Here is a 21,940-nt window from a genome sequence, read left to right as displayed (position 1 = left end):
ATGATGCGACTGACAGACAGCTTTCGCGAGCACGCTTCGCTCCTACAGGGGCGGTATTAACTATCCAGTGCCTTGTATTTCTCGCGCAGGTGGTTGCGAATCCACACCGCCGACAGGTTGAGCGTCGCGATCACCAGCACCAGCAGCAGCGCCGTGGCGTACACCAGCGGCCGCGCGGCCTCGACGTTCGGGCTCTGGAAGCCGACGTCGTAGATATGGAAGCCCAGGTGCATGATCTTCTGGTCCAGGTGCAGGTACGGGTAGTTGCCGTCCACCGGCAGCGACGGCGCCAGTTTCACCACACCCACCAGCATCAGCGGCGCCACTTCACCGGCGGCACGGGCCACCGCGAGGATCATGCCGGTCATCATCGCCGGGCTGGCCATCGGCAGCACGATCTTCCACAGGGTTTCCGCCTTGGTCGCGCCCAGGGCCAGGGAACCTTCACGCACGGTGCGGGGAATCCGCGCCAGGCCTTCCTCGGTGGCCACGATCACCACCGGCACCGCCAGCAGCGCCAGGGTCAGGGAAGCCCAGAGCAGGCCCGGAGTACCGAAAGTCGGGGCCGGCAGCGCCTCGGGGAAGAACAAGCGGTCGAGCGAGCCGCCCAGCACATAGACGAAGAAGCCCAGGCCGAACACGCCGTAGACGATGGCCGGAACGCCCGCCAGGTTGTTCACGGCGATGCGGATCACCCGGGTCAGGGTGTTCTGCTTGGCGTATTCGCGCAGGTACACCGCTGCCAGCACGCCGAACGGGGTGACGATCATCGCCATGATCAGGGTCATCATCACGGTGCCGAAAATCGCCGGGAAGATACCGCCCTCGGTGTTGGCTTCACGCGGGTCGTCGCTGAGGAACTCCCAGACCTTGCTGAAGTAGAAGCTCAACTTGGTCAGGGTGCCCATGGCGTTCGGCTGGTAGGCATGCACCACCTTGCCCAGGCTGATTTCCACTTCCTTGCCGTTGGCATCGCGAGCGGTCAGGCTGTCGCGATTGAACTGCGCGTGCAGGTCGCTCAGGCGCGCCTCGATGTCCTGGTAACGGGCATTGAGCTCGGCGCGGTCGCTTTCCATGTCGGCCTGGGCAGCGGCATCGAGCTTGCCGTCCAGTTCCAGCTTGCGGCTGTGCAGGCGGATGCGTTCGAGGCCGGCGTTGATCGCGCCGATGTCGACTTTCTCCAGGGTCTTGAGCTGGGCTGCCAGCGCGTTCACCCGGTCGATGCGTGCCTGCAGCTCCGGCCAGGCGGCTTCGCCCTCAGCGATGACCTTGCCATCCTGCTTGACGTTGACCAGGTAGCCGTAGAAGTTGCCCCACTCGCGACGCTCGATGGCCATCAGCTCCGGCGGCGTGGTCTGGTTGGTCAGCCAGTCGCCGACGATCCACGTGAAGTCGTTGCCGTTCAGGTCACGGTTGCCGACCTTGAGCAGCTCGCGGGTCATGAACTCGGGGCCTTCGTCCGGCACCGGCAGGCCGGCGCTCTTCAGGCGTGCGCGTGGCACTTCTTCCTTCTGTACCACTTCGCCGATGATCAGGTGGTTGGCCTGGCCCGGCACATCGTAGTGGGCATGCACCAGGTCCGCCGGCCAGAAGTGGCCCAGACCGCGCACGGCGATCACCGCCAGCAGGCCGATGGTCATGATGACCGCGATGGACACTGCGCCACCGCTGATCCAGACGCCCGGGGCGCCGCTCTTGAACCAGTCTTTTAGGGAGTTCTGTTTCACAGACTTCTACCTTTCTTAAAGCGACGAGTATTTCTTGCGCAGACGCTGACGGATCAGCTCGGCGAGGGTGTTCATGATGAAGGTGAACAGCAGCAGCACCAGCGCCGAGAGGAACAGCACGCGGTAGTGGCTGCCGCCGACTTCCGACTCCGGCATTTCCACCGCGACGTTGGCCGCCAGGGTGCGCAGGCCTTCGAACAGGTTCATTTCCATGACCGGGGTGTTGCCGGTGGCCATCAGCACGATCATGGTTTCGCCGACCGCGCGGCCCATGCCGATCATCAGCGCCGAGAAGATGCCCGGGCTGGCGGTGAGGATCACCACGCGGGTCATGGTCTGCCACGGCGTGGCGCCCAGAGCCAGGGAGCCCAGGGTCAGGCCGCGCGGCACGCTGAACACGGCGTCTTCGGCGATCGAGTAGATGTTCGGGATTACCGCAAAACCCATGGCCAGGCCGACCACCAGGGCGTTGCGCTGGTCGTAGGTGATGCCCAGGTCGTGGGAGATCCACATGCGCATGTCGCCGCCGAAGAACCAGTTCTCCATGAACGGGCTCATGTACAGCGAGAACCAGCCCACCAGGATGATTACCGGGATCAGGATCGCGCTTTCCCAGCCGTCCGGCACCTTGAGGCGCAGCGACTCGGGCAGGCGGCTGAAGATGAAGCCGGCCAGCAGGATGCCGATCGGCAGCAGCATCAGCAGGCTGAAAATGCCCGGCAGATGGCCTTCGACATAAGGCGCGAGGAACAGGCCGGCGAAGAAACCGAGGATCACCGTCGGCATCGCTTCCATCAGCTCGATCACCGGCTTGACCTTGCGGCGCATGCCCGGAGCCATGAAGTAAGCGGTGTAGATCGCCGCGGCCACCGCCAGCGGGGCTGCCAGCAGCATCGCGTAGAACGCCGCCTTGAGGGTACCGAAGGTCAGCGGCGAGAGGCTCAGCTTGGGTTCGAAGTCGGTGTTGGCCGCGGTCGATTGCCAGACGTATTTAGGCTCGTCGTAGTTCTCGTACCAGACCTTGCTCCACAGTGCGCTCCAGGACACTTCCGGGTGCGGGTTGTCGAGCACCAGCGGTTGCAGCTTGCCACCGGCTTCGACGATCACCCGGTTGGCCCGTGGCGACAGACCGAACAGGCCTTCGCCTTCGACCACCTGGTCCACCAGCAGAGTGCGATGCGCGGTGCTGTGGAACACGCCGAGCTTGCCCGAGGCATCCAGGGCGATGAAGCCCTTGCGGCGCTCCTCGGCAGTGATTTCGGTGATCGGCGTGGTGCCCATCTGGAAGGTACGGATCTGCTTCAGGCGCAGCTCGCCGTCCGGGTCGCGGGCCATGAACCACTGGGCCAGGCCGCCTTTGGAGTTACCGATGATCAGCGAGATGCCGCCCACCAGCTGGGTACTGGCCGTCACTTCGGTATCGGCGTCATCCAGCAGCTTGTAGCGACCGTTGAGGCTCTTGTCGCGCAGGCTGAAGACGTCGGCCTGGGCGCGCCCGTTGATCACGTACAGCCATTGCTGGCGTGGGTCGATGTACATGGCCTTGACCGGTTCGGTCATCTGCGGCAGCTCGATACGGTTCTGCTCGCTGGTGACTTCGCCGGTCATCATGTTTTCTTCGCGGGTCAGCTGCAGCACGTGCAGTTGCGCGCCGCTGGAACCGGCCACCACCAGCGCCGAATCGGTGGCGTTGAGGTTAACGTGCTCCAGCGCACCGCCCTGCTCGTTCAACACGATCGGGGTTTCGCCGTAGGGGTATTCGATGGCCGGCGAGATGGTTTTCTTGCCGTCCGGGTAGCTGACCTTATAGGTGTGACGGAACACCAGCGCCTGGCCGTTGGACAGGCCAACCACCACCAGCGGGCTGCCCGGCTGATCCTTGCCGATGGCGGTGACGGTGGCGCCGGCCGGAATCGGCAGGTCGACGCGGCTCAGCTGGGCACCGCTGTCGATGTCGAAGAACAGCGCCTGGCCCTTGTCGGAAACCCGCATGCCGACCTGGTTCTGCTCTTCCAGGGAGAACATCAGCGGCTTGCCGGAGTCCTGCATCCAGGCCGGTGTCAGCGGTTCCTTGGCGGTCAGGTCGGCACCCTGGAACAGGGGCAGCACGATGTAGGCAAGAAAGAAGAAGATCAAGGTGATCGCGGCCAACACGGCCAGGCCGCCGACGAGGACGTACCAGCGGGTCAGGCGATCTTTCAGCGCACGGATGCGACGCTTGCGTTGCAGCTCAGGCGTATTGAAGTCAATGCGCTTGGGGGGAGAAGTCGGAGTCATGGTGGAGTTGGCCAGATCATTCATGCGCACACCCTAGCGATCCTGTATGACAGAAAGATGACAATGCAGTGACGCAAAAAATCCGCCGCGTAGCAGAGCTGGCAGCGGATCGAAAATTGGGAGTGTAGGAGCGAGCTGGCTCGCTCCTACAGGGCCCGGGGCAAGCCCGGGCCTAAGGTGTTACTTCTTTACGACGTTGCCGCCTTCTTGCAGGCCCAGGTCAGCCAGTGCCTTGGCGGCGACTTTGGCTGGCAGTGGGATGTAACCGTCTTTCACCACCACTTCCTGACCCTGCTTCGACAGAATCAGCTTCACGAACTCGGCTTCCAGTGGGGCCAGAGGCTTGTTCGGGGCCTTGTTGATGTACACGTACAGGAAGCGCGACAGCGGGTACTTGCCGTTCAGGGCGTTTTCTTCGGTGTCTTCGATGAATTCGCTGCTGCCTTTCTTGGCCAGGGCCACGGTCTTCACGCTAGCGGTCTTGTAACCGATGCCCGAGTAGCCGATGCCGTTCAGCGAGGAGCTGATGGACTGGACCACGGAAGCCGAACCTGGCTGTTCGTTGACGTTAGGCTTGTAGTCGCCTTTGCACAGGGCTTCTTCCTTGAAGTAGCCGTAGGTGCCGGATACCGAGTTACGGCCGAACAGTTGCACTGGCTTGTTGGCCAGGTCGCCGGTCACGCCCAGGTCGCCCCAGGTCTTGACGTCGGCCTTGGCGCCGCACAGGCGGGTCGACGAGAAGATCGCGTCAACCTGTTCCATGGTCAGGTGCTGGATCGGGTTGTCCTTGTGCACGAACACGGCCAGGGCGTCCACGGCCACCGGGATGGCGGTTGGCTTGTAGCCGTACTTCTGCTCGAAGGCCGCCAGTTCGGTGTCCTTCATCTTGCGGCTCATCGGGCCCAGGTTGGAGGTGCCTTCGGTCAGCGCAGGTGGCGCGGTGGCGGAGCCAGCGGCCTGAATCTGGATGTTTACGTTCGGGTATTCTTTCTTGTAGTGCTCGGCCCACAAGGTCATGAGGTTGGCCAGGGTATCGGAACCGACGCTGGACAGGTTGCCCGACACACCAGTGGTCTTGGTGTAGCTCGGGATAGCAGGGTCAACAGCGGCAACCGCGTGGGCAGTCGCAACGCCAGCAGCGACAAAAGTCATTGCCGCCATCAAACGCTTCAGTTTCATGCCTTACTCCTAGCAGATAGGGTGTGTTAAGTCGGGCCAAGTATCTGTAGGCCGTGTGAACACTCTATGGCTGAAATATGACAATTAGATGAAAGGCCAGCATTCGCGATGGAAGGCTGGCCTTTCTTTATAGGGCGTTTTGTAGCCGCTGCCGCAGGCTGCGATAGGGCCGCAGGCCCTTCTGCGCACTGAAGGTCGTCGCGCCCCTTCGGGTCGTTCGCAGCCTTCGGCAGCGGCTACAGGGTCACAGGATCAGCGATCCTTTTTCCACAGGTACAGGCCGACCAGGATTCCGATGCTGCAAATAACCGCAACATAATAAGCCGGGCCCATCGGGCTCTCCTTGAGCAGCGCGGTCACCACCATCGGCGTCAGGCCACCGAAGATCGCGTAGGCCAGGTTGTAGGAGAACGACAGGCCACTGAAGCGCACCACCGCAGGAAAGGCCTTGACCATCACATACGGCACCGCGCCGATGGTGCCCACCAGCAGGCCGGTCAGCGCGTACAGCGGGAACAGCCAGTCCGGGTGATCCAGCAGGCTGTGATAGAAGGTCCAGGACGTCGCCAACAGCAGTGCGCTGCCGAAAACGAACACCCGGCCGGCGCCAAAGCGGTCGGCCAGCACGCCGGACATCACGCAACCCAGGCTCAGGAACACGATCGCCAGGCTATTGGCCTGCAACGCGGTGGTCGGGCTGAAATGGTAGACGGTCTGCAGCACGGTCGGGGTCATGAGAATGACCACGATGATCCCGGCGGACAGCAGCCAGGTCAGCAGCATCGAAAGAATGATCGCGCTGCGGTGGTCGCGCAGCACCGCGCGCAGCGGCACTTCCTCGGCCAGCGCCTTGCGCAGTTGCAGCTCGGCGAACACCGGGGTTTCGTGCAGCCAGCGGCGCAGGTACACCGAGAACAGGCCGAACACGCCGCCCAGCAGGAACGGAATCCGCCAGGCGTAATCGGCGACTTCAACCGGCGTGAAGAGGCTGTTGATCGCGGTGGCCACCAGCGAGCCCAGAAGGATGCCGGCCGTCAGGCCCGACGTCAGGGTGCCGCAGGCGTAGCCGATATGCCGCTGTGGCACATGCTCGGAAACGAACACCCAGGCGCCCGGGACTTCCCCGCCGATGGCCGCGCCCTGGATCACCCGCATCAGCAGCAACAGGATCGGCGCCCACATGCCGATCTGCGCGTAGGTCGGCAGCAGGCCCATGATCAGGGTCGGCACCGCCATCATGAAAATGCTCAGGGTGAACATCTTCTTGCGCCCGAGCAGGTCGCCGAAGTGCGCCATGACGATCCCGCCCAGGGGCCGGGCCAGGTAACCGGCGGCGAAGATGCCGAAGGTCTGCATCAGGCGCAGCCACTCGGGCATGTCCGCCGGGAAGAACAGCTTGCCGACCACCGTGGCGAAGAACACGAAAATGATGAAGTCGTAGAACTCCAGCGCACCGCCCAGGGCAGACAGCGACAGGGTCTTATAGTCATTGCGGGTCAACGGACGAGCAGGTTGCGCGGGCTGCGCGACGCTCGAGGGCACAGTGGTCATGGCAAGGGCTTCTCTTATAGTCGGTTCTGGAAGCCGCAACAGCGCTGGTTGTGGCCTGGCAGGTTCGGCACGATAGCAAATTGTTCGAAAAAGCACATAGACGTGCACAATTGCCAGTCAAAATCAGAACCGGATGGTCGTCGTGGAGCCTGTCGACCGATATACTCGCAGGCATTGGAACAACGCCGCCCCGGCAAGGGTTGCTGTGCGAAAACGCCGCTGGCGCCCCAGGCGCCGACTGGGCCAGCCGGTTTCGCAGAGTTTCCCTTTAGTACGCCTTACGAAGAACGTGACGAACGTAGTATGTTCGGGCTGAATCGTTTTTCCTCAAGACGGCTATTCACCTGAAGTACCAATGAAGAGTCACGGGTCAGAGGCACCCCCGGAATGATAGAGCTCGAACAAGAAGATCCGATCCCGCAAGGCGACCTGGCCCTGCAAATCACCGCGCTTCCCCGCGAAACCAACGGCTTTGGCGATATTTTCGGCGGCTGGCTGGTGGCCCAGATGGACCTGGCGGGTACCGCCATGGCCAGTCGCGTGGCTGGCGGGCGCGTCGCCACCGTCGCCATCGACCGCATGGCATTCCTGGTGCCGGTCGCGGTCGGCGCGCAGCTTTCCTTTTATACCCAGACCCTGGAAATCGGTCGCAGCTCGATCCAGATGATGGTCGAGGTCTGGAGCGACGATCCCCTGTCCAGCGAATGGCGCAAGGTCACCGAGGCGGTGTTCGTGTTCGTTGCCATCGACGGCAGCGGCCGCACTCGCTCGGTTCCGCCCAGAGCCCGTTAATTGCGGCGAGGGTTAAACCCGACGGCTGTTACGTGGTCCATAGCAGCCCTGCTTTTGAACGAGAACAGCACCATGCCTACCCCTCACGTTGAAACGGTGAAACTCGATGAGCTGAACTGCTGGCGCATCCGCCACGGTCAGGCCGAACTGCTGGTGGCCCAGCAAGGCGCGCACATCCTCAGCTATCAATTGGCCGGGCAACCGCCGCTGATCTGGCTCAACGACGAGGCCGTGTTCAAGACCGGCAAAAGCATCCGCGCCGGTGTTCCGGTGTGCTGGCCGTGGTTCGGCAATTTCGCGCGCAACCCGCAAAGCGTCCAGGCCATGCGCCAGGGCAGCGAACCGGCCGGGGCCCACGGCCTGGTCCGCGCCACCGACTGGGAATTGCTGGGCATCCAGGCCGAAGGTGAAAGCCTGCTGGTGGAATTGCAACTGCCGATCCCCGAAGGCGGGCTGCCAGGCTGGCCGCACCAGGTCGAATTGAAACTGAGCATTCGCCTCGACGAGCAACTGCACATCAACCTCACCAGCCACAATCTGGGCAGCGACACCGTCACCATCAGCCAGGCGCTGCACAGTTACTTTGCGGTCAGTGACGTGCGCAAGGTGCATGTCGAGGGGCTGGACGGCCTGAACTACATCGAGACCCTGGATGACTGGAAGACCCGGCAGCAGTCCGGCGACCTGCATTTCACCGGCGAGACCGACCGCATCTACCTCGACCCTCCGCCACGGCTGAGCATCGTCGACCCGGCCTGGGAGCGGCGCATCCAGCTGACCAGCAGCGGCTCGCGCTCGGCGGTGATCTGGAACCCGTGGACCGCCCGCGCCGCGCAGTTCAGCGACATGGCCGACGATGGCTGGCAACGCATGCTGTGCATCGAGACCGCGAACGTGATGGATGACGTGGTGACCCTGGCGCCGGGTGCCAGCCATACCCTGGGCGTGAGCGTCACCAGCGTGCCGCTGTAACGCCGGCCTCTTCTGTAGGAGCGAAGCTTGCTCGCGATAAGTGGTCAACACACCGCAAGATTTCAGTGAACCCGCGTAATCGTTGAAGTCCATCGCGAGCAAGCTTCGCTCCTACGGGAAAGGCACCACGTCTTACAGATCCGACTCCTGCACCACCCGCACTTTCTGCGCATCCAGCGCATAGGCCGCATCGGCCAGGTCGTTGCTGACCGTCTCGACTTTCAAGTGGCCGGTCACCCACAGCGGCGTGTAGATATCGTCCAGCTTCACACCCTTGGGAAAACGCACCAGCACCAGCTGATTAGGCGGCGGTGGCGGCACATGGATGCAGGCGCCCGGGTACGGCACGAGGAAAAACAGCGTGCTGCGCCCCTTGGCGTCGGCTTCCAGCGGCACCGGATAACCGCCGATACGGATGTCCTTGCCGTTCATGGCCGGCACGGTCTTGGTCGAATACATCACCGCCGGCAACCCCTTGCTCTGCTTCAGGCCGCCCTTTTCGGTAAAGGTGCCATTGGCTTCGGGGGAGTTGTGATCGATTTCCGGCATTTGTTCGAGGGCTTTCTGGTCCGACTTGGGCATCAGTTCGAGCCAGTCGGTTTCCGGCAATTCGCCGGCATGGGCCAGGCCGGAGGCCAGCAGAATGAGAGTCAACAGAAGACGGCGCATGAAGGAGCTCGGCAAGAAAGGGACAAGACAACGCCGGGCATTCTAGCCCTCTCTACCTGCGCAGCAGAGAGGGCCTTGTCGCTAAATCAGTTCTTTTTGACCAGGCCGTAGATCACCAGCAGCACGACCGCGCCAACCAGCGCGCCGAGGAAGCCGGCACCCTGGCCCGCCTGGTAGATGCCCAGGGCCTGACCGCCGTAGGTGGCCGCCAGCGAACCGCCGATACCGAGCAGGATGGTCATGATCCAGCCCATGCTGTCGTCGCCCGGTTTGAGGAAGCGAGCCAGCAGGCCAACGATCAAGCCGATAAAGATGGTTCCAATAATTCCCATGGCATTTCCCTCTGTATGAGTTAGGTATGCCAAAGCCTAGTTAGCGCATTGGCATCCTGCCATCAGAGAACGGCGGCCCCGATTGGTTCCACCGCAGCCCCAGGAAGTTATTCGGCGATCAGTGCTTCGACCTTGAGGATCTGCGCCTCGAGGGTCGCCTTGTCCTTGCAGCGCAGGTTGGCGTGACCGACCTTGCGCCCGATCTTGAAGGCCTTGCCGTAGTGGTGCAGGTGGCAATCCTCGATGGCGATGACCTTCTCCACTGCCGGCACTTCGCCGATGAAGTTGATCATCGCGCTCTCGCCGACCTTGGCGGTCGAACCCAGCGGCAGGCCGGCAACCGCCCGCAGGTGGTTTTCGAACTGGCTGCACTCGGCGCCTTCGGTGGTCCAGTGCCCGGAGTTGTGCACCCGTGGCGCGATCTCGTTGGCCTTGAGGCCACCGTCGACTTCAAAGAACTCGAACGCCATCACGCCGACGTAGTCCAGCTGCTTGAGCACCCGGCTGGAATAGTCTTCGGCCAGGGCCTGCAGCGGGTGGTTGGAGCTGGCCACGGACAGCTTGAGGATGCCGTTGTGATGCGTGTTGTGCACCAGCGGATAGAAGCAGGTTTCGCCATCGCGGGCGCGCACGGCGATCAGCGAGACTTCGCCGGTGAACGGCACGAAGCCTTCCAGCAAGCAGCCCACGCTGCCCAGCTCGGCGAAGGTGCCGGCTACATCTTCAGGGGTGCGCAGGACTTTCTGGCCCTTGCCGTCGTAGCCCAGGGTGCGGGTTTTCAGCACCGCAGGCAGGCCGATGGTGGCCACGGCGGCCTCCAGGTCGGCTTGCGACTGGATGTCGGCGAACGCCGGGGTGGGAATCCCCAGGTCCTTGAACATGCTCTTCTCGAACCAGCGATCGCGGGCGATGCGCAGGGCTTCGGCACTCGGGTAGACCGGGACGAACTGCGACAGGAAGGCTACGGTTTCCGCCGGTACGCTTTCGAACTCGAAGGTCACCAGGTCCACTTCGTCAGCCAGCTGGCGCAGGTGATCCTGATCGCCGTAATCGGCCCGCAGGTGTTCGCCCAGGGCAGCGGCACAAGCGTCCGGAGCCGGGTCGAGGAAAGCGAAGTTCATCCCCAGCGGAGTACCCGCCAGAGCCAACATGCGGCCCAGCTGGCCGCCACCGATTACACCGATCTTCATCGTCAAAAACCTCAGGCGACGCGTGGGTCTGGATTGTCCAGGACGCTGTCTGTCTGCTCAGCGCGGAATTTTTTCAGCACGGTATGAAATTGCGGGTGCTTGGCGCCGAGGATGCTCGCCGACAGCAGCGCGGCGTTGATCGCGCCGGCCTTGCCGATGGCCAGGGTGGCGACCGGAATGCCCGCGGGCATCTGCACGATGGAGAGCAGCGAGTCCACGCCCGAGAGCATCGACGACTGCACCGGAACGCCCAGCACCGGCAGGTGGGTCTTGGCCGCACACATGCCTGGCAGGTGGGCCGCGCCACCGGCACCGGCGATGATCACCTCAATGCCACGCGCCTCGGCCTCTTCGGCGTACTGGAACAGCAGGTCCGGGGTGCGGTGGGCAGAGACCACTTTCACCTCGTAAGGGATGCCGAGCTTTTCCAGCATATCGGCGGTGTGGCTAAGGGTGGACCAATCGGACTTGGAGCCCATGATCACGCCAACCAGTGCACTCATCGTCGTGCCTCTTCTCTCTGGGCGCCCGGGGGCGCGTCAAAAACAACAAGCCACGCGGAGTGCGTGGCTTGAATGTACGAATTATGACCGGACGAACCGGCCGAAGGCCGCGCAGTATACCGAAAAAGGTGCATTAAACGCACTTTTGCCGACCATCTGTCATACACCATGTTTCAGGCGCAAAGCAGCGGTTTTATTGACTTGCGGGTCAGCCGTCGAGCGCGATTTCGCGCGGATTGACGACATCGCGGGCAAGCCTCGCTCCTACAGAAGATTCCGTAGGAGCGAGGCTTGCCCGCGAAGAGTCTCACGCACCTGTCGTGCCCTGCGCCGCGCCGCCTTCCAGCTTGCGCCACAGCAACCGGACGTTGGCCTTGCGCACCAGGGCGCAGCGGTACAGGCGGATCTCCAGCGGCACATGCCACTGCGCGCCGCCGCAGACCACCAGTTCGCCACGGGCCAGTTCGGCACGCACGCTCAGGTGCGGCACCCAGGCAATCCCCAGGCCTTCCAGCGCCATGCTCTTGAGGCTGTCGGCCATGGCGGTTTCATACACCGTGGTGAACCGCAGGTTGCGCTGGCGCAGCAGCTGGTTCACCGAACGCCCGAGAAACGCCCCGGCGCTGTACGCCAGCAGCGGCACGCTGGCCTCGCCTTCCAGGTCGAACAGCGGCTTGCCGGCCGCGTCCGCCGCGCACACCGGCAGCATCTCGGTCTGCCCCAGGTGCAGCGAAGGGAAGATTTCCGGGTCCATCTGCATCGCCGAATCCGGGTCGTAGAAGGCCAGCATCAGGTCGCAGCCGCCTTCGCGCAGGGCATGCACGGCGTCGCCGACGTTGGTCGCCACCAGCCGCGTGGCGATGTTCAGCCCTTCGTTGCGCAGCTGGGCGATCCAGCGCGGGAAGAAACCCAGGGCCAGCGAGTGCGCCGCGGCCACCTGCATCACTTCGCCCTGCCCGCCTTCGAGGTGATGCAAATGGCGCAGCACTTCACCCAGTTGCTCGACCACCGTGCGCGCGGTGACCAGGAACAACTGCCCCGCCGCCGTCAGTTCGATCGGCGTGCGCGAGCGGTTCACCAGCGTCAGCCCCAGCGCCGCTTCCAGGCTGCGGATCCGCCGGCTGAAGGCCGGTTGGGTCACGAAGCGCCGTTCGGCGGCCTGCGAAAAACTGCGGGTGGCGGCCAGGGCACTGAAGTCCTCGAGCCATTTGCTTTCCAGATTCATCACGTCCTCCCGGGGAACGCACCATTTTAGGTCACACGCTTGCCGCGCAAGCGGCGTCACATGGGCATTATGCCGTTTATGCATAGGCCAGTGTTTAACAGCATTGGCCCAAATTTTCCCACAAGCCTAGGATTCGCAGCGTTCCGGCACAGACCGGGTCCATATCGAGATGATTTCTATCATGTCCTCCGCTGCATCTTTCCGCACAGAAAAAGACCTGCTTGGCGTACTCGAAGTACCTGCTCAAGCGTATTACGGCATCCAGACCCTGCGAGCGGTGAATAACTTCCGCCTCTCCGGCGTTCCGATTTCGCACTACCCAAAACTGGTCGTGGCCCTGGCAATGGTCAAGCAGGCAGCTGCTGACGCCAACCGCGAGCTGGGTCACCTGAGCGAAGCCAAGCACGCTGCCATCAGCGAAGCCTGTGCACGTCTGATCCGCGGCGACTTCCACGAAGAATTCGTGGTGGACATGATTCAAGGCGGCGCTGGCACTTCGACCAACATGAATGCCAACGAAGTCATCGCCAACATCGCGCTGGAGGCCATGGGCCACAGCAAGGGCGAATACCAGTACCTGCACCCGAACAACGACGTGAACATGGCGCAGTCGACCAACGACGCCTATCCGACCGCGATCCGCCTGGGCCTGTTGCTGGGCCACGATGCGCTGCTGGCCAGCCTCGACAGCCTGATCCAGTCGTTCGCCGCCAAGGGTGAAGAATTCAGCCACGTCCTGAAGATGGGCCGCACCCAGCTGCAAGACGCCGTGCCGATGACCCTGGGCCAAGAATTCCGTGCCTTCGCCACCACCCTGGGCGAAGACCTGGCCCGCCTGAAGACCCTGGCGCCAGAAGTGCTGACCGAAGTGAACCTGGGCGGTACCGCCATCGGTACCGGCATCAACGCCGACCCGCGCTACCAGGCCCTGGCCGTCCAGCGGCTGGCCACCATCAGCGGCCAGCCGCTGGTTCCGGCCGCCGACCTGATCGAAGCCACCTCCGACATGGGCGCCTTCGTGCTGTTCTCCGGCATGCTCAAGCGCACCGCGGTCAAGCTGTCGAAGATCTGCAACGACCTGCGCCTGCTGTCCAGCGGCCCACGTACCGGGATCAACGAGATCAACCTGCCAGCGCGCCAGCCAGGCAGCTCGATCATGCCCGGCAAGGTCAACCCGGTTATCCCGGAAGCGGTCAACCAGGTGGCGTTCCAGATCATCGGCAACGACCTGGCCCTGACCATCGCCGCCGAAGGCGGCCAGCTACAACTGAACGTGATGGAGCCGCTGATCGCCTTCAAGATCTTCGACTCGATCCGCCTGCTGCAACGCGCCATGGACATGCTGCGCGAGCACTGCATCACCGGCATCACCGCCAACGAGCAGCGCTGCCGCGAACTGGTCGAGCATTCGATCGGCCTGGTTACCGCGCTGAACCCGTACATCGGCTATGAAAACGCCACCCGTATCGCCCGCATCGCCCTGGAAAGCGGCCGCGGCGTACTGGAACTGGTGCGCGAAGAAGGCTTGCTCGACGACGCCATGCTCGCCGACATCCTGCGCCCGGAAAACATGATTGCCCCGCGTCTGGTCCCGCTCAAAGCCTGACCAACGCCCGCCCTGGCCACAGGGCAACGCTCACCAGGTCGAGGGACTAGACACCTCTCACCTTTTGAGGGCTTGGAGATTCTTCTCCAGGCCCTTTTTTTTGCCTGCCGTTCTCCCTCCCGACCTGCTGCCGACGCTCTTCGTCCTTAAAATCGCCACGCCCGCTTCGCGACCGATCGCAGCCTTCGGCAGCGGCTACAACATTGGCCCCGTAGCCGCTGCCGAGCCCGCGAGGCTGCGACCGGCACCGCAGGGGCCGCAAAACCTGGCAGCACAATCTGTCCGGCAAACCACTCGCTTTAAACAAGCACACTCCCCCGACGCGGAGGATAATCGGCTTTCCGCCCAATCAGACCCCGAGGCACCGCCGTCGATGGACCCGACGCACATCCAGGCGATACAGCAACTGCGCAGCTTGATCCCCGTGGGCCTGCGCCATGCCCAGGCCTTGCTCGAACGCTGCGCAGGCAACCCCCAGCAAGCCGCCGAGCACTACAAGAACGAGTTGCTGCAAGTGCTGGCGAGCAAGTCCGGCCTGCCTCCCGAGCAAGCCCGGGAACACCTGCACAACGCTGGCTACGACCTGAACCGTGCCCTGCACGCTATAGAAGAAGCACGCTTCACCCTGACCCAGCGCATCCTGCGCAAACATCACCGAGACAAAGGCCGGGCCCTGGACCTGATCGCCCAGGCCATCGAAACCGAGGAACAGCTGCCGCGCCAGTACTGGCTGGCCTTCGAGCCACTGGAACAACTGGCACCGGCACCGCGCTGCTTCATGGTACTCCACGAGTGGCTGGCCTTTGAGGACTGGGAAGGCTTTGACAGTGCCCTGCACTTTCACCTGCCCCAGGCCATCGCCCAGTTCAGGCATCTGCAACTGCACGCCCTGGCGGACACCCTGGCACAGGCCGATCAGCGACAAAAACACCTGAGGGCAAACCATGCCGGGAGCGACAGCCCGACCGCGCTGGCCGCGCGGATCAATCAGGACCCACTCTTCAACAGCCACCAGGACGCCTACGACCGCTACCGACCGCTGCTCGACGAGCGCCTGTTCGAGTGGGTGGAACAGCATGTACCGCAGTTTCCAGCCTGAACGGCGAGCCGCCGGGCATTGCCCAAACCGCTAGACTGCCGCCCTCAACCGAACATGGACCTCGGAATCAGCCCCCATGGAACTGCAATTCAGCATCACCCCCGCACACACCGAAACCAGGCTCGCCGAAAAGCTGCGCCAGGCAATGCTCGAGCATGATCAGCAGCAGGCGCGGATCATGGGCAGCGTCGCCCATTGGCAGAGCCGCCTGCTCGGCCCCCTGCTGCTCGTCCTGTGCCTGGTCGGCGGCGCCCTGGCGATCTATTTCCCCGAGCGGCGCTTCACGCCAGAGAAGCTCATCGCCCTGGCGCTGTTCGCGCTGGTCTTCATCCCGCTCTGGTGGCGCTATTGCGGGCGCTGGCTCCAGCACCTGCAAGCCCGTATCGCCGCCAAGCCGGCCAAGCCCAACCCACCGTTGCGCGGGCTGAACCAACGCTTGATCGAATCCAGGTTGCGCGCGTCCCTGAAGGCCGCCGAAGGCATTTATTGCCTGGCGTTCGACGACCGGGGCTTTACCTTGAGCAACGCCAAGGGCGGCAAGAGTACGCTGGCCTGGGAGCGGATCGCGCACCTGCGGGAAACGCCCGACTTCTACGCCGTGGCCTGCGCCGAGCTGGAACATAAGGGCCTGGCCTATCACATCGCCAAACACAGTGACCTCATGCCGCCCCAGGCATATCAACAAGGACTGCAACAGTTCTTGAGCAGATGCCCGGTCCTCCCCCAGCCGACCTGATCCCGCCCTGCCGATACTGACCTTGAGGACTACCAATGTCCTCAAGATTCTTCCCTGATAAACCAGTAACTCTTATTGGCTCTGTTTCATATACAAAACAAATAAGCGATTTATTGCGCTTTTTGCGTTACCTGAACAAGCACCGACTTCTTGCAACTTCCCAGGCTATGCCCGGGCAGTGTGCAGTTTCGTGCCAAATAAGAAACCGTGTTTCATATATAAAACATTTCATTTTCAACTAATTATCTATAAGTAATTAATAAACAAGAGTTTTTAAACAAAACCAAAGCAAAGGAAAGCACTGGCATTGTTCATGCACTAAACGGCGTATCACCTATAAAACAGACCAGAGTACCTTCCCAATGGCTGTGAAAGAGATGTACGCCGTCGCCTCTCAATGGAATAAGCCCGCTCCCAAGGAAGATCAGGAGCCGACTGAAATTGAATTTCGCAATGTCGGCAAATGTTTCCCGGCCAAGGGCCAGTCCGAAGCGCCGTTCGCCATTCGCGAAGTGAACTTCAAGATTCGCCGCGGTGAAGTGGTATCGATCATCGGCCCTTCCGGTTGCGGCAAGAGCACCATCCTCAATATGGGCTCGGGCCTGTATCGCCCCAGCGAAGGCGAAGTGTTCGTCAGCGGCGAGCCGGTCACCGGCCCGGTGCGCCAGGTCGCCTTCATGTTGCAGAAAGACCTGCTGATGCCCTGGCGCAGCATCCGCCGCAACGTCGAGCTGGGCCTGGAGATCCAGGGCGTGCCCGCCGCCACCCGGCAGACCGTGGCCAACGACCTGCTCGAACGCTGCCACCTCAAGGGCTTCGCCGATCACTACCCGTTCCAGCTGTCCGGCGGCATGCGCCAGCGCGCAGCCCTGGCCCGGACCCTGGCCATCGACCCGCAGGTGCTGTTCCTCGACGAGCCGTTTTCCGCCCTCGATGCCCAGACCAAGATGATCCTGCAGCAGGACATGGCGCGGATGCTGTACGACGAAAAGAAGACCGCCCTGTTCATCACCCACGACCTGATCGAAGGCATCGCCATGTCCGACCGGTTGCTGGTCATGAGCGCCCGCCCCGGCACCATCATCGAAGAAATCAGCATCGACCTGCCGTTTCGCGACAACCCGCTGGAGCGCCGCAAGCTGCCGGAAATCGGCCCGCTGGTGGGCCGCCTGATGGAGTTGCTGCAAGTCGGCGCAGACACCGAACTGCATTGATCACCGCCCTCGCGGCCCCCAACCGATTCAGGAGTCCCCATGCTCAAGTCTCTGTTTCAACGTCTTTGCGCCCTCAGCCTGGGCCTCGGCATGGCCTGTGCCGTCCAGGCGCAACCGACCAAGGTCACCTACCTGCTGCCGGCACCGCCCAACTCGCCGGCGTTCGCGCCCTGGATCATCGCCAAGGAGAAGGGTTACTACGCCGCCCAGGACCTGGACCTGACCTTTATCGCCGCCAAGGGCGGGGTCGACGTGGCCAAGCAGATCGGCGCCGGTAACGCCCTGCTCGGCGGCGCCATCGGCGACACGCCGATCGTGGTGCGGGCCAATGGCATCCCGGTACGCGCCGTGGCGGTGCTGGGCGCCGGCGGGGTGACCATGATCGCCACCAACGCCAAGGAAAACATCGGCTCCATCACCGACCTCAAGGGCAAGACCATGACGGTGATGTCCTACTCCGACACCACTTACTACGCCCTGCTCGCCTCGCTGCGCAAAGCCGGCCTGAGCAAGACCGACGTGAACATCCAGGCCGCCGGGCCGGCCGGGGTCTGGCAGCTGTTCTCGGCCGACAAGGCCCAGGCCATGGCCGGCGTGCCGGACTGGGTGGTCAACGCCGAAGAAGCCGGGATACAGATCAAGCTGATTCCCCAGGCGCAGATCTTCGAAAGCATGGCCCAGGCGATCCTCGCCTCCGACGACGCTATCAAGAACCAGCCCAAGGTGGTGCGCGGCGTGGTCCAGGCCACCCTGCAAGGCATGCGCGACATCATCCAGGACCCGCGCGCCGCCGCCGTGACCTTCGCCAAGGCCGTACCGGCCTATGCCGGCAAGGAAGACTCGCTGGAGAAGGTCTTCAAGCTCTACGTCGAGCATGTCTACGCCAACCAGCGCGTGCTTGGGCACATCGACCCGCAGCGCCTGGACAAGGTCCGCCAGTTCTACGTCAGCGAAGGCATCGTCAGCCAGGAGCCCAAGCTCGAGGACCTGTTCACCAACCAATTCGTCGACAGCCCGGTCGCCGCGCAATGAGCCACCGGGACAACAAGGTACGCACACGATGAAAAGCCTGAATAACTCCATGCTCGGCAGCGCCGCGCTGCTGGTCCTGTTCCTGGTGCTCTGGCAATGGGGCCCCGGCCTGCTCGACATGCCCGAATTCGTCATGCCGCAGCTGAGCCGCGTCGCCCAGGAAAGCCTGGTGATGTGGCACAGCGGCGGCCTGCTGCAGCACACCCTGATCACCGCGCTGGAGATCATCGTCGGCTTCGCCCTCGGTGCCTTGCTGGGGGTAGTGATTGGCGTGTCCCTGGGCCTGTCGCCCGCCGCCGAAGCCATGTTGTCGCCTTACATCCTGGCATTGCAGATCGCCCCGAAAGTCGCCTTCGCGCCGCTGTTCGTGATGTGGCTGGGCTACACCATCTACCCGAAGATCCTGATCGCCATCCTGATCGTGTTCTTCCCGGTGATGATCAACGTGCTGTCGGCGATCCGCACCGTCGATCCGGACATGATCAACCTGGTGCGCACCATGAACGCCAGCCGCTGGCAGATCTTCCGCCTGGTGGAGTTCCCCTCGGCCATGGCCGCGCTGTTCTCCGGCCTGCGCATCGCCTCGACCCTGGCGGTGATCGGCGTCACCGTCGGCGAGCTGGTCGGCGGCAACCAGGGCCTGGGCTTCCTGCTGGTGGACGCCGAGGGCCAGGGCAACACCGCCGGGGTGTTCGTCGCCATCGTCATGCTCACCCTGATCGGCGTGATCGCCTATGGCGCCGTGGTCTGGGCGGAAAAACGCGTCCTGCACTACATGCCCAAAGCCATGCTGAGCACCCAATAATGAACAGCCAGAATCTTCTGCTAGAAGGGCGCCGGGTGCTGGTCACCGGCGGCGCCCGCGGCCTGGGCTATGCCTTCGCCCAGGCCATCGGCCGGGCCGGTGCCCGGGTGGTGATCGCCGACGTGCTGCAAGAGCGCGTGCAACAGGCCGCCAGCGAACTGCAAGCCCAGGGCCTGGATGTCCAGGCCGTGACCCTCGACCTGACCCAGCCAGCCTCCATCGATGCCTGCATCGCCGCCACCCTGGGCCTGCTCGGCGGCCTCGACGGCCTGGTGAACAACGCCTCGATCACCAATTCCGGCGGCAAGGGCTGCGAAGAGCTGAGCATCGACACCTGGGATCAGGTAATGCAGGTCAACGTGCGCGGCACCTGGCTGATGACCACCGCCTGCCTGCCGGCCCTGCGCGCCAGCGGCCGTGGCGCCATCGTCAACCTGGCTTCAGACACCCCGCTGTGGGGCGCGCCGAACCTGCTGGCCTACGTCGCCAGCAAGGGCGCGATCATCGCCATGACCCGCAGCCTGGCCCGCGAGCTGGGCGCCGACAACATCACGGTCAACGCCATCGCCCCCGGCCTGGTGCTGGTGGAGGCCACCGCCTACGTGCCCGAGGCGCGCCACCGTTTGTACAACGACCAGCGGGCCATCCAGCGCCCGCAACTGCCCGAAGACGTCAGCGGCGCCGTGCTGTTCGCGCTGTCCGACCTTGCCCGTTTCATCACTGGACAAACCCTGCCGGTCAACGGCGGGTTCGTCATGCCTTGATCTGGAGACTGTCATGACCGATCTATCTGCCCAAAACGCCACCCCCAAGAGCTGGGACCGCCCTGCCGGCGCCAGCCTGGAAAGCTGGATGAACACCCGCATCGCCCGCTACCAGACGCGCAAGTACGACTGGGACGCGCTGAAGTTCCAGGCCGACTACGACCCGAAATTCCGCCGCGCGCAAATGCGCTACATCGGCACCGGCGGCACCGGCGTCAGCAGCGACATGAACACCATCCCGTCGGAGCACTTCACCTTCTCCACCATGGTCATCCCGGCCGGTCACGAAGGCCCGCCGCACCTGCACATCGACGTCGAGGAAGTGTTCTTCGTGCTGCGCGGCAAGCTCAAGGTGGTGCTGGAGAAGGACGGCGAGCGCTTCGAGACCATCCTCACCGACCGCGACGTGATCTCCGTGCCGCCGGGCGTGTACCGCGAAGAGATCAACATCGGCGACGAAGACGCGCTGATGTGCGTGATGCTCGGCGCGAAAAAGCCGATCACCCCGACCTATCCGCCAGAGCACCCTCTGGCCTCGATCAAGCGCGGATAAGCCCATGTTGCCAGGCCTCTCTCAAGCCGCACCGACGGCGGACCTGCAAGCCCGACTGGCCCGCGACTTTGCCCAGCGCCTGGTGCCCGTGGCCGGCGGCCGGCAGGCCCTGCGCGAATGCGGTTCGGGCCCGGCGATCGTGCTGCTGCACGGCATCGGTTCCGGGGCGGCGTCCTGGCTGCAGGTGGCGCAACAGTTGGCGCCGCAGGCCCGGGTCATCGCCTGGGACGCGCCCGGCTACGGCGATTCCAGCCCCCTGGAATACCCCGCGCCCAAGGCCGAGCAGTACGCCGCGCGCCTGGTGCAGATGCTCGATGCGCTGGACGTCGAGAAATGCGTGCTGGTCGGGCATTCCCTCGGCGCGCTGCCGGCCCTGGCCTTCGCCCGCAGTTCACAGGCGAGCCGGGTGAGTCGCCTGGTACTGATCAGCCCGGCGCGGGGTTATGGCGCGCCGCAGCGGGCCGAGCAGCGCCAGCAGGTACGCCGCCAGCGCCTGGAGAACCTGGAGCACCTGGGGATCGCCGGCCTGGCCGAACAGCGCAGCGCCCACATGCTTTCGCCCAACGCCGCGCCGCAAGCCCTGGCCTGGGTGCGCTGGAACATGGCGCGGCTCAACCCCGCGGGTTATCGCCAGGCCATCGAGCTGCTGTGCGGCGACGACCTGCTGCGCCACGGCCAGCCCGGCATGCCCTGCGAAGTGCATTGCGGCGAGGCCGACCGCATCACCCCGGCCGAGGCCTGCCTGACCCTGGCCAAGGCGCTGGGCGCCAGCTTCAACCTGATCGCCGACGCGGGCCACGCCAGCCCCATCGAACAACCGCTGGTGGTCGCGGGCCGCCTGGCCTTTGCCATCAAAGAATCCCTGACAGGTAGAACCCTATGAACGACTCCGATCTGCTGAAGGACGCTCAGGACAAATACATAGTGCCGGGCCTGGAGCGTGGCCTGTTGCTGCTCTGCGAGTTCAGCCGGCGCAACCGCACCCTGACCGCGCCGGAACTGGCCCGCCGCCTGGCCCTGCCGCGCTCGACCATCTTCCGCCTGCTCGCCACCCTGGAAACCATGGGTTTCGTCACCCGCAGCGGCAATGAATATCGCCTCGGCATGTCGGTGCTGCGCCTGGGCTTCGAGTACCTGGCGTCGCTGGAGCTGACCGAACTCGGCCAGCCGCTGCTGGCGCGCCTGTGCGACCGCCTCAACTACCCGAGCAACCTGGTGGTGCGCGACGGCCGCTCGATCGTCTACGTGGCCAAGGTCTCGCCGCCGTCGGTGTTCTCCAACGCGGTCAACGTCGGCACCCGCCTGCCGGCCCACGCCACGGTACTGGGGCGCATCCTTCTGGAGGACCTGTCGCTGGCCGAACTGCGCGAGCTGTACCCCGAAGAGCACCTGGAGCAGCACTCCCACAGCACGCCGAAAACCGTGCTGGAGCTGTTCGACATGGTCCAGGCCGACCGCCAGCGCGGCTTTGTCAGCGGCGAAGGTTTCTTCGAGTCGGCGATCTCCACCGTGGCCGCGCCGGTGCGCGACCAGAGCGGGCGCATCGCCGCCGCCCTGGGCGTGACCATTCCCACCACGCAGATCGGCCACGTCAACTTCGAGGAACTGCTGTCGCAGGTCCGCCGCAGCGCCGACGAACTGTCGCGCCTGCTCAACTACAACGGCGTGGCCCATGACGGGCAACAGCGCGTGACCGCCTTGATGAGGGATTGAG

21 protein-coding genes are annotated in these 21,940 nt (G+C 63.8%); 12 read left to right on the top strand and 9 right to left on the bottom strand.

What is annotated here, in order from left to right; all coding sequences use genetic code 11:
* Positions 1-56 precede the first annotated feature (56 nt).
* The 4 genes from pstA to BLV20_RS04800 form a co-directional block, all read right to left on the bottom strand.
* The gene (gene pstA, locus BLV20_RS04815; protein ID WP_092297744.1) at positions 57-1,727 is read right to left on the bottom strand and encodes a phosphate ABC transporter permease PstA; all 1,671 of its coding nucleotides are present in this window, start codon (positions 1,725-1,727) and stop codon (positions 57-59) included.
* A 15-nt stretch (positions 1,728-1,742) separates the two neighbouring features.
* Positions 1,743-4,028 (bottom strand): ABC transporter permease subunit, encoded by a 2,286-nt coding sequence (locus BLV20_RS04810; protein ID WP_092297741.1) that lies wholly within the window; start codon positions 4,026-4,028, stop codon positions 1,743-1,745.
* A gap of 156 nt (positions 4,029-4,184) precedes the next feature.
* On the bottom strand, positions 4,185-5,183 hold the full coding sequence (locus BLV20_RS04805; RefSeq protein WP_092297738.1) for a phosphate ABC transporter substrate-binding protein PstS family protein: 999 nt from the start codon (positions 5,181-5,183) through the stop codon (positions 4,185-4,187).
* Between the two features lie 252 nt (positions 5,184-5,435).
* On the bottom strand, positions 5,436-6,734 hold the full coding sequence (locus tag BLV20_RS04800) for an MFS transporter (protein ID WP_092297735.1): 1,299 nt from the start codon (positions 6,732-6,734) through the stop codon (positions 5,436-5,438).
* A gap of 387 nt (positions 6,735-7,121) precedes the next feature.
* Between BLV20_RS04800 and BLV20_RS04795 the strand changes: the two genes are divergently transcribed.
* Entirely contained in the window at positions 7,122-7,526 is a 405-nt protein-coding gene (locus BLV20_RS04795) for an acyl-CoA thioesterase (protein ID WP_003229628.1), read from the top strand.
* A 72-nt stretch (positions 7,527-7,598) separates the two neighbouring features.
* Positions 7,599-8,498, top strand: coding sequence for a D-hexose-6-phosphate mutarotase (locus BLV20_RS04790; RefSeq protein ID WP_092297732.1), 900 nt, complete (start codon positions 7,599-7,601; stop codon positions 8,496-8,498).
* Positions 8,499-8,630: 132 nt separating this feature from the next.
* On the opposite strand, the gene BLV20_RS04785 is transcribed toward BLV20_RS04790, so the two are convergent.
* From BLV20_RS04785 to BLV20_RS04765, 5 genes are all read right to left on the bottom strand, one after another.
* Entirely contained in the window at positions 8,631-9,167 is a 537-nt protein-coding gene (locus BLV20_RS04785) for a DUF3299 domain-containing protein (protein ID WP_092297729.1), read from the bottom strand.
* A gap of 86 nt (positions 9,168-9,253) precedes the next feature.
* Positions 9,254-9,499, bottom strand: a complete 246-nt coding sequence (locus tag BLV20_RS04780) for a GlsB/YeaQ/YmgE family stress response membrane protein (RefSeq protein WP_092297726.1) — start codon at positions 9,497-9,499, stop codon at positions 9,254-9,256.
* A 107-nt stretch (positions 9,500-9,606) separates the two neighbouring features.
* Positions 9,607-10,689 carry a 5-(carboxyamino)imidazole ribonucleotide synthase gene (locus tag BLV20_RS04775; RefSeq protein WP_092297723.1) on the bottom strand — a complete coding sequence of 361 codons (1,083 nt, stop codon included), beginning with the start codon at positions 10,687-10,689 and terminating at the stop codon, positions 9,607-9,609.
* Between the two features lie 11 nt (positions 10,690-10,700).
* Positions 10,701-11,192, bottom strand: coding sequence for a 5-(carboxyamino)imidazole ribonucleotide mutase (gene purE / locus BLV20_RS04770; RefSeq protein WP_020298262.1), 492 nt, complete (start codon positions 11,190-11,192; stop codon positions 10,701-10,703).
* A 307-nt stretch (positions 11,193-11,499) separates the two neighbouring features.
* Positions 11,500-12,417 (bottom strand): LysR substrate-binding domain-containing protein, encoded by a 918-nt coding sequence (locus BLV20_RS04765; protein ID WP_092297720.1) that lies wholly within the window; start codon positions 12,415-12,417, stop codon positions 11,500-11,502.
* 181 nt (positions 12,418-12,598) lie between these two features.
* Here BLV20_RS04765 and aspA point away from each other — a divergent pair, with 181 nt between their 5' ends.
* From aspA to BLV20_RS04715, 10 genes are all read left to right on the top strand, one after another.
* Complete coding sequence (gene aspA / locus BLV20_RS04760) at positions 12,599-14,023, top strand: aspartate ammonia-lyase (protein ID WP_092297717.1); 1,425 nt, start codon at positions 12,599-12,601, stop codon at positions 14,021-14,023.
* Between the two features lie 373 nt (positions 14,024-14,396).
* Positions 14,397-15,122 carry a hypothetical protein gene (locus BLV20_RS04755; protein WP_092297714.1) on the top strand — a complete coding sequence of 242 codons (726 nt, stop codon included), beginning with the start codon at positions 14,397-14,399 and terminating at the stop codon, positions 15,120-15,122.
* Between the two features lie 76 nt (positions 15,123-15,198).
* Positions 15,199-15,858 (top strand): YcxB family protein, encoded by a 660-nt coding sequence (locus tag BLV20_RS04750; RefSeq protein WP_092297711.1) that lies wholly within the window; start codon positions 15,199-15,201, stop codon positions 15,856-15,858.
* Between the two features lie 377 nt (positions 15,859-16,235).
* Positions 16,236-17,072 carry an ABC transporter ATP-binding protein gene (locus BLV20_RS04745; protein ID WP_256577671.1) on the top strand — a complete coding sequence of 279 codons (837 nt, stop codon included), beginning with the start codon at positions 16,236-16,238 and terminating at the stop codon, positions 17,070-17,072.
* A gap of 39 nt (positions 17,073-17,111) precedes the next feature.
* Positions 17,112-18,104, top strand: coding sequence for an ABC transporter substrate-binding protein (locus BLV20_RS04740; RefSeq protein WP_092297706.1), 993 nt, complete (start codon positions 17,112-17,114; stop codon positions 18,102-18,104).
* 28 nt (positions 18,105-18,132) lie between these two features.
* Positions 18,133-18,909 (top strand): ABC transporter permease, encoded by a 777-nt coding sequence (locus BLV20_RS04735; protein WP_092297703.1) that lies wholly within the window; start codon positions 18,133-18,135, stop codon positions 18,907-18,909.
* Positions 18,909-19,673 carry an SDR family oxidoreductase gene (locus BLV20_RS04730; protein WP_092297700.1) on the top strand — a complete coding sequence of 255 codons (765 nt, stop codon included), beginning with the start codon at positions 18,909-18,911 and terminating at the stop codon, positions 19,671-19,673. The genes BLV20_RS04735 and BLV20_RS04730 overlap by 1 nt, the downstream gene beginning before the upstream one ends.
* 13 nt (positions 19,674-19,686) lie before the next feature.
* Positions 19,687-20,226: a cupin domain-containing protein gene (locus tag BLV20_RS04725; protein WP_085532783.1), complete on the top strand. Its 540-nt coding sequence runs from the start codon at positions 19,687-19,689 to the stop codon at positions 20,224-20,226.
* Positions 20,227-20,230: 4 nt separating this feature from the next.
* Complete coding sequence (locus BLV20_RS04720) at positions 20,231-21,109, top strand: alpha/beta fold hydrolase (RefSeq protein WP_092297697.1); 879 nt, start codon at positions 20,231-20,233, stop codon at positions 21,107-21,109.
* Positions 21,106-21,939: an IclR family transcriptional regulator gene (locus BLV20_RS04715; RefSeq protein WP_092297694.1), complete on the top strand. Its 834-nt coding sequence runs from the start codon at positions 21,106-21,108 to the stop codon at positions 21,937-21,939. Before BLV20_RS04720 ends, BLV20_RS04715 begins: the two co-directional genes overlap by 4 nt.
* The last annotated feature ends 1 nt before the right edge of the window (position 21,940 follow it).

This window comes from Pseudomonas sp. NFIX28 (assembly GCF_900107395.1).
In the GTDB taxonomy this organism is placed as follows: Bacteria; Pseudomonadota; Gammaproteobacteria; order Pseudomonadales; family Pseudomonadaceae; genus Aquipseudomonas.
The sequence above is the reverse complement of the archived record's forward strand: the minus strand, read 5'-3'. Positions and strand labels throughout refer to the sequence as shown.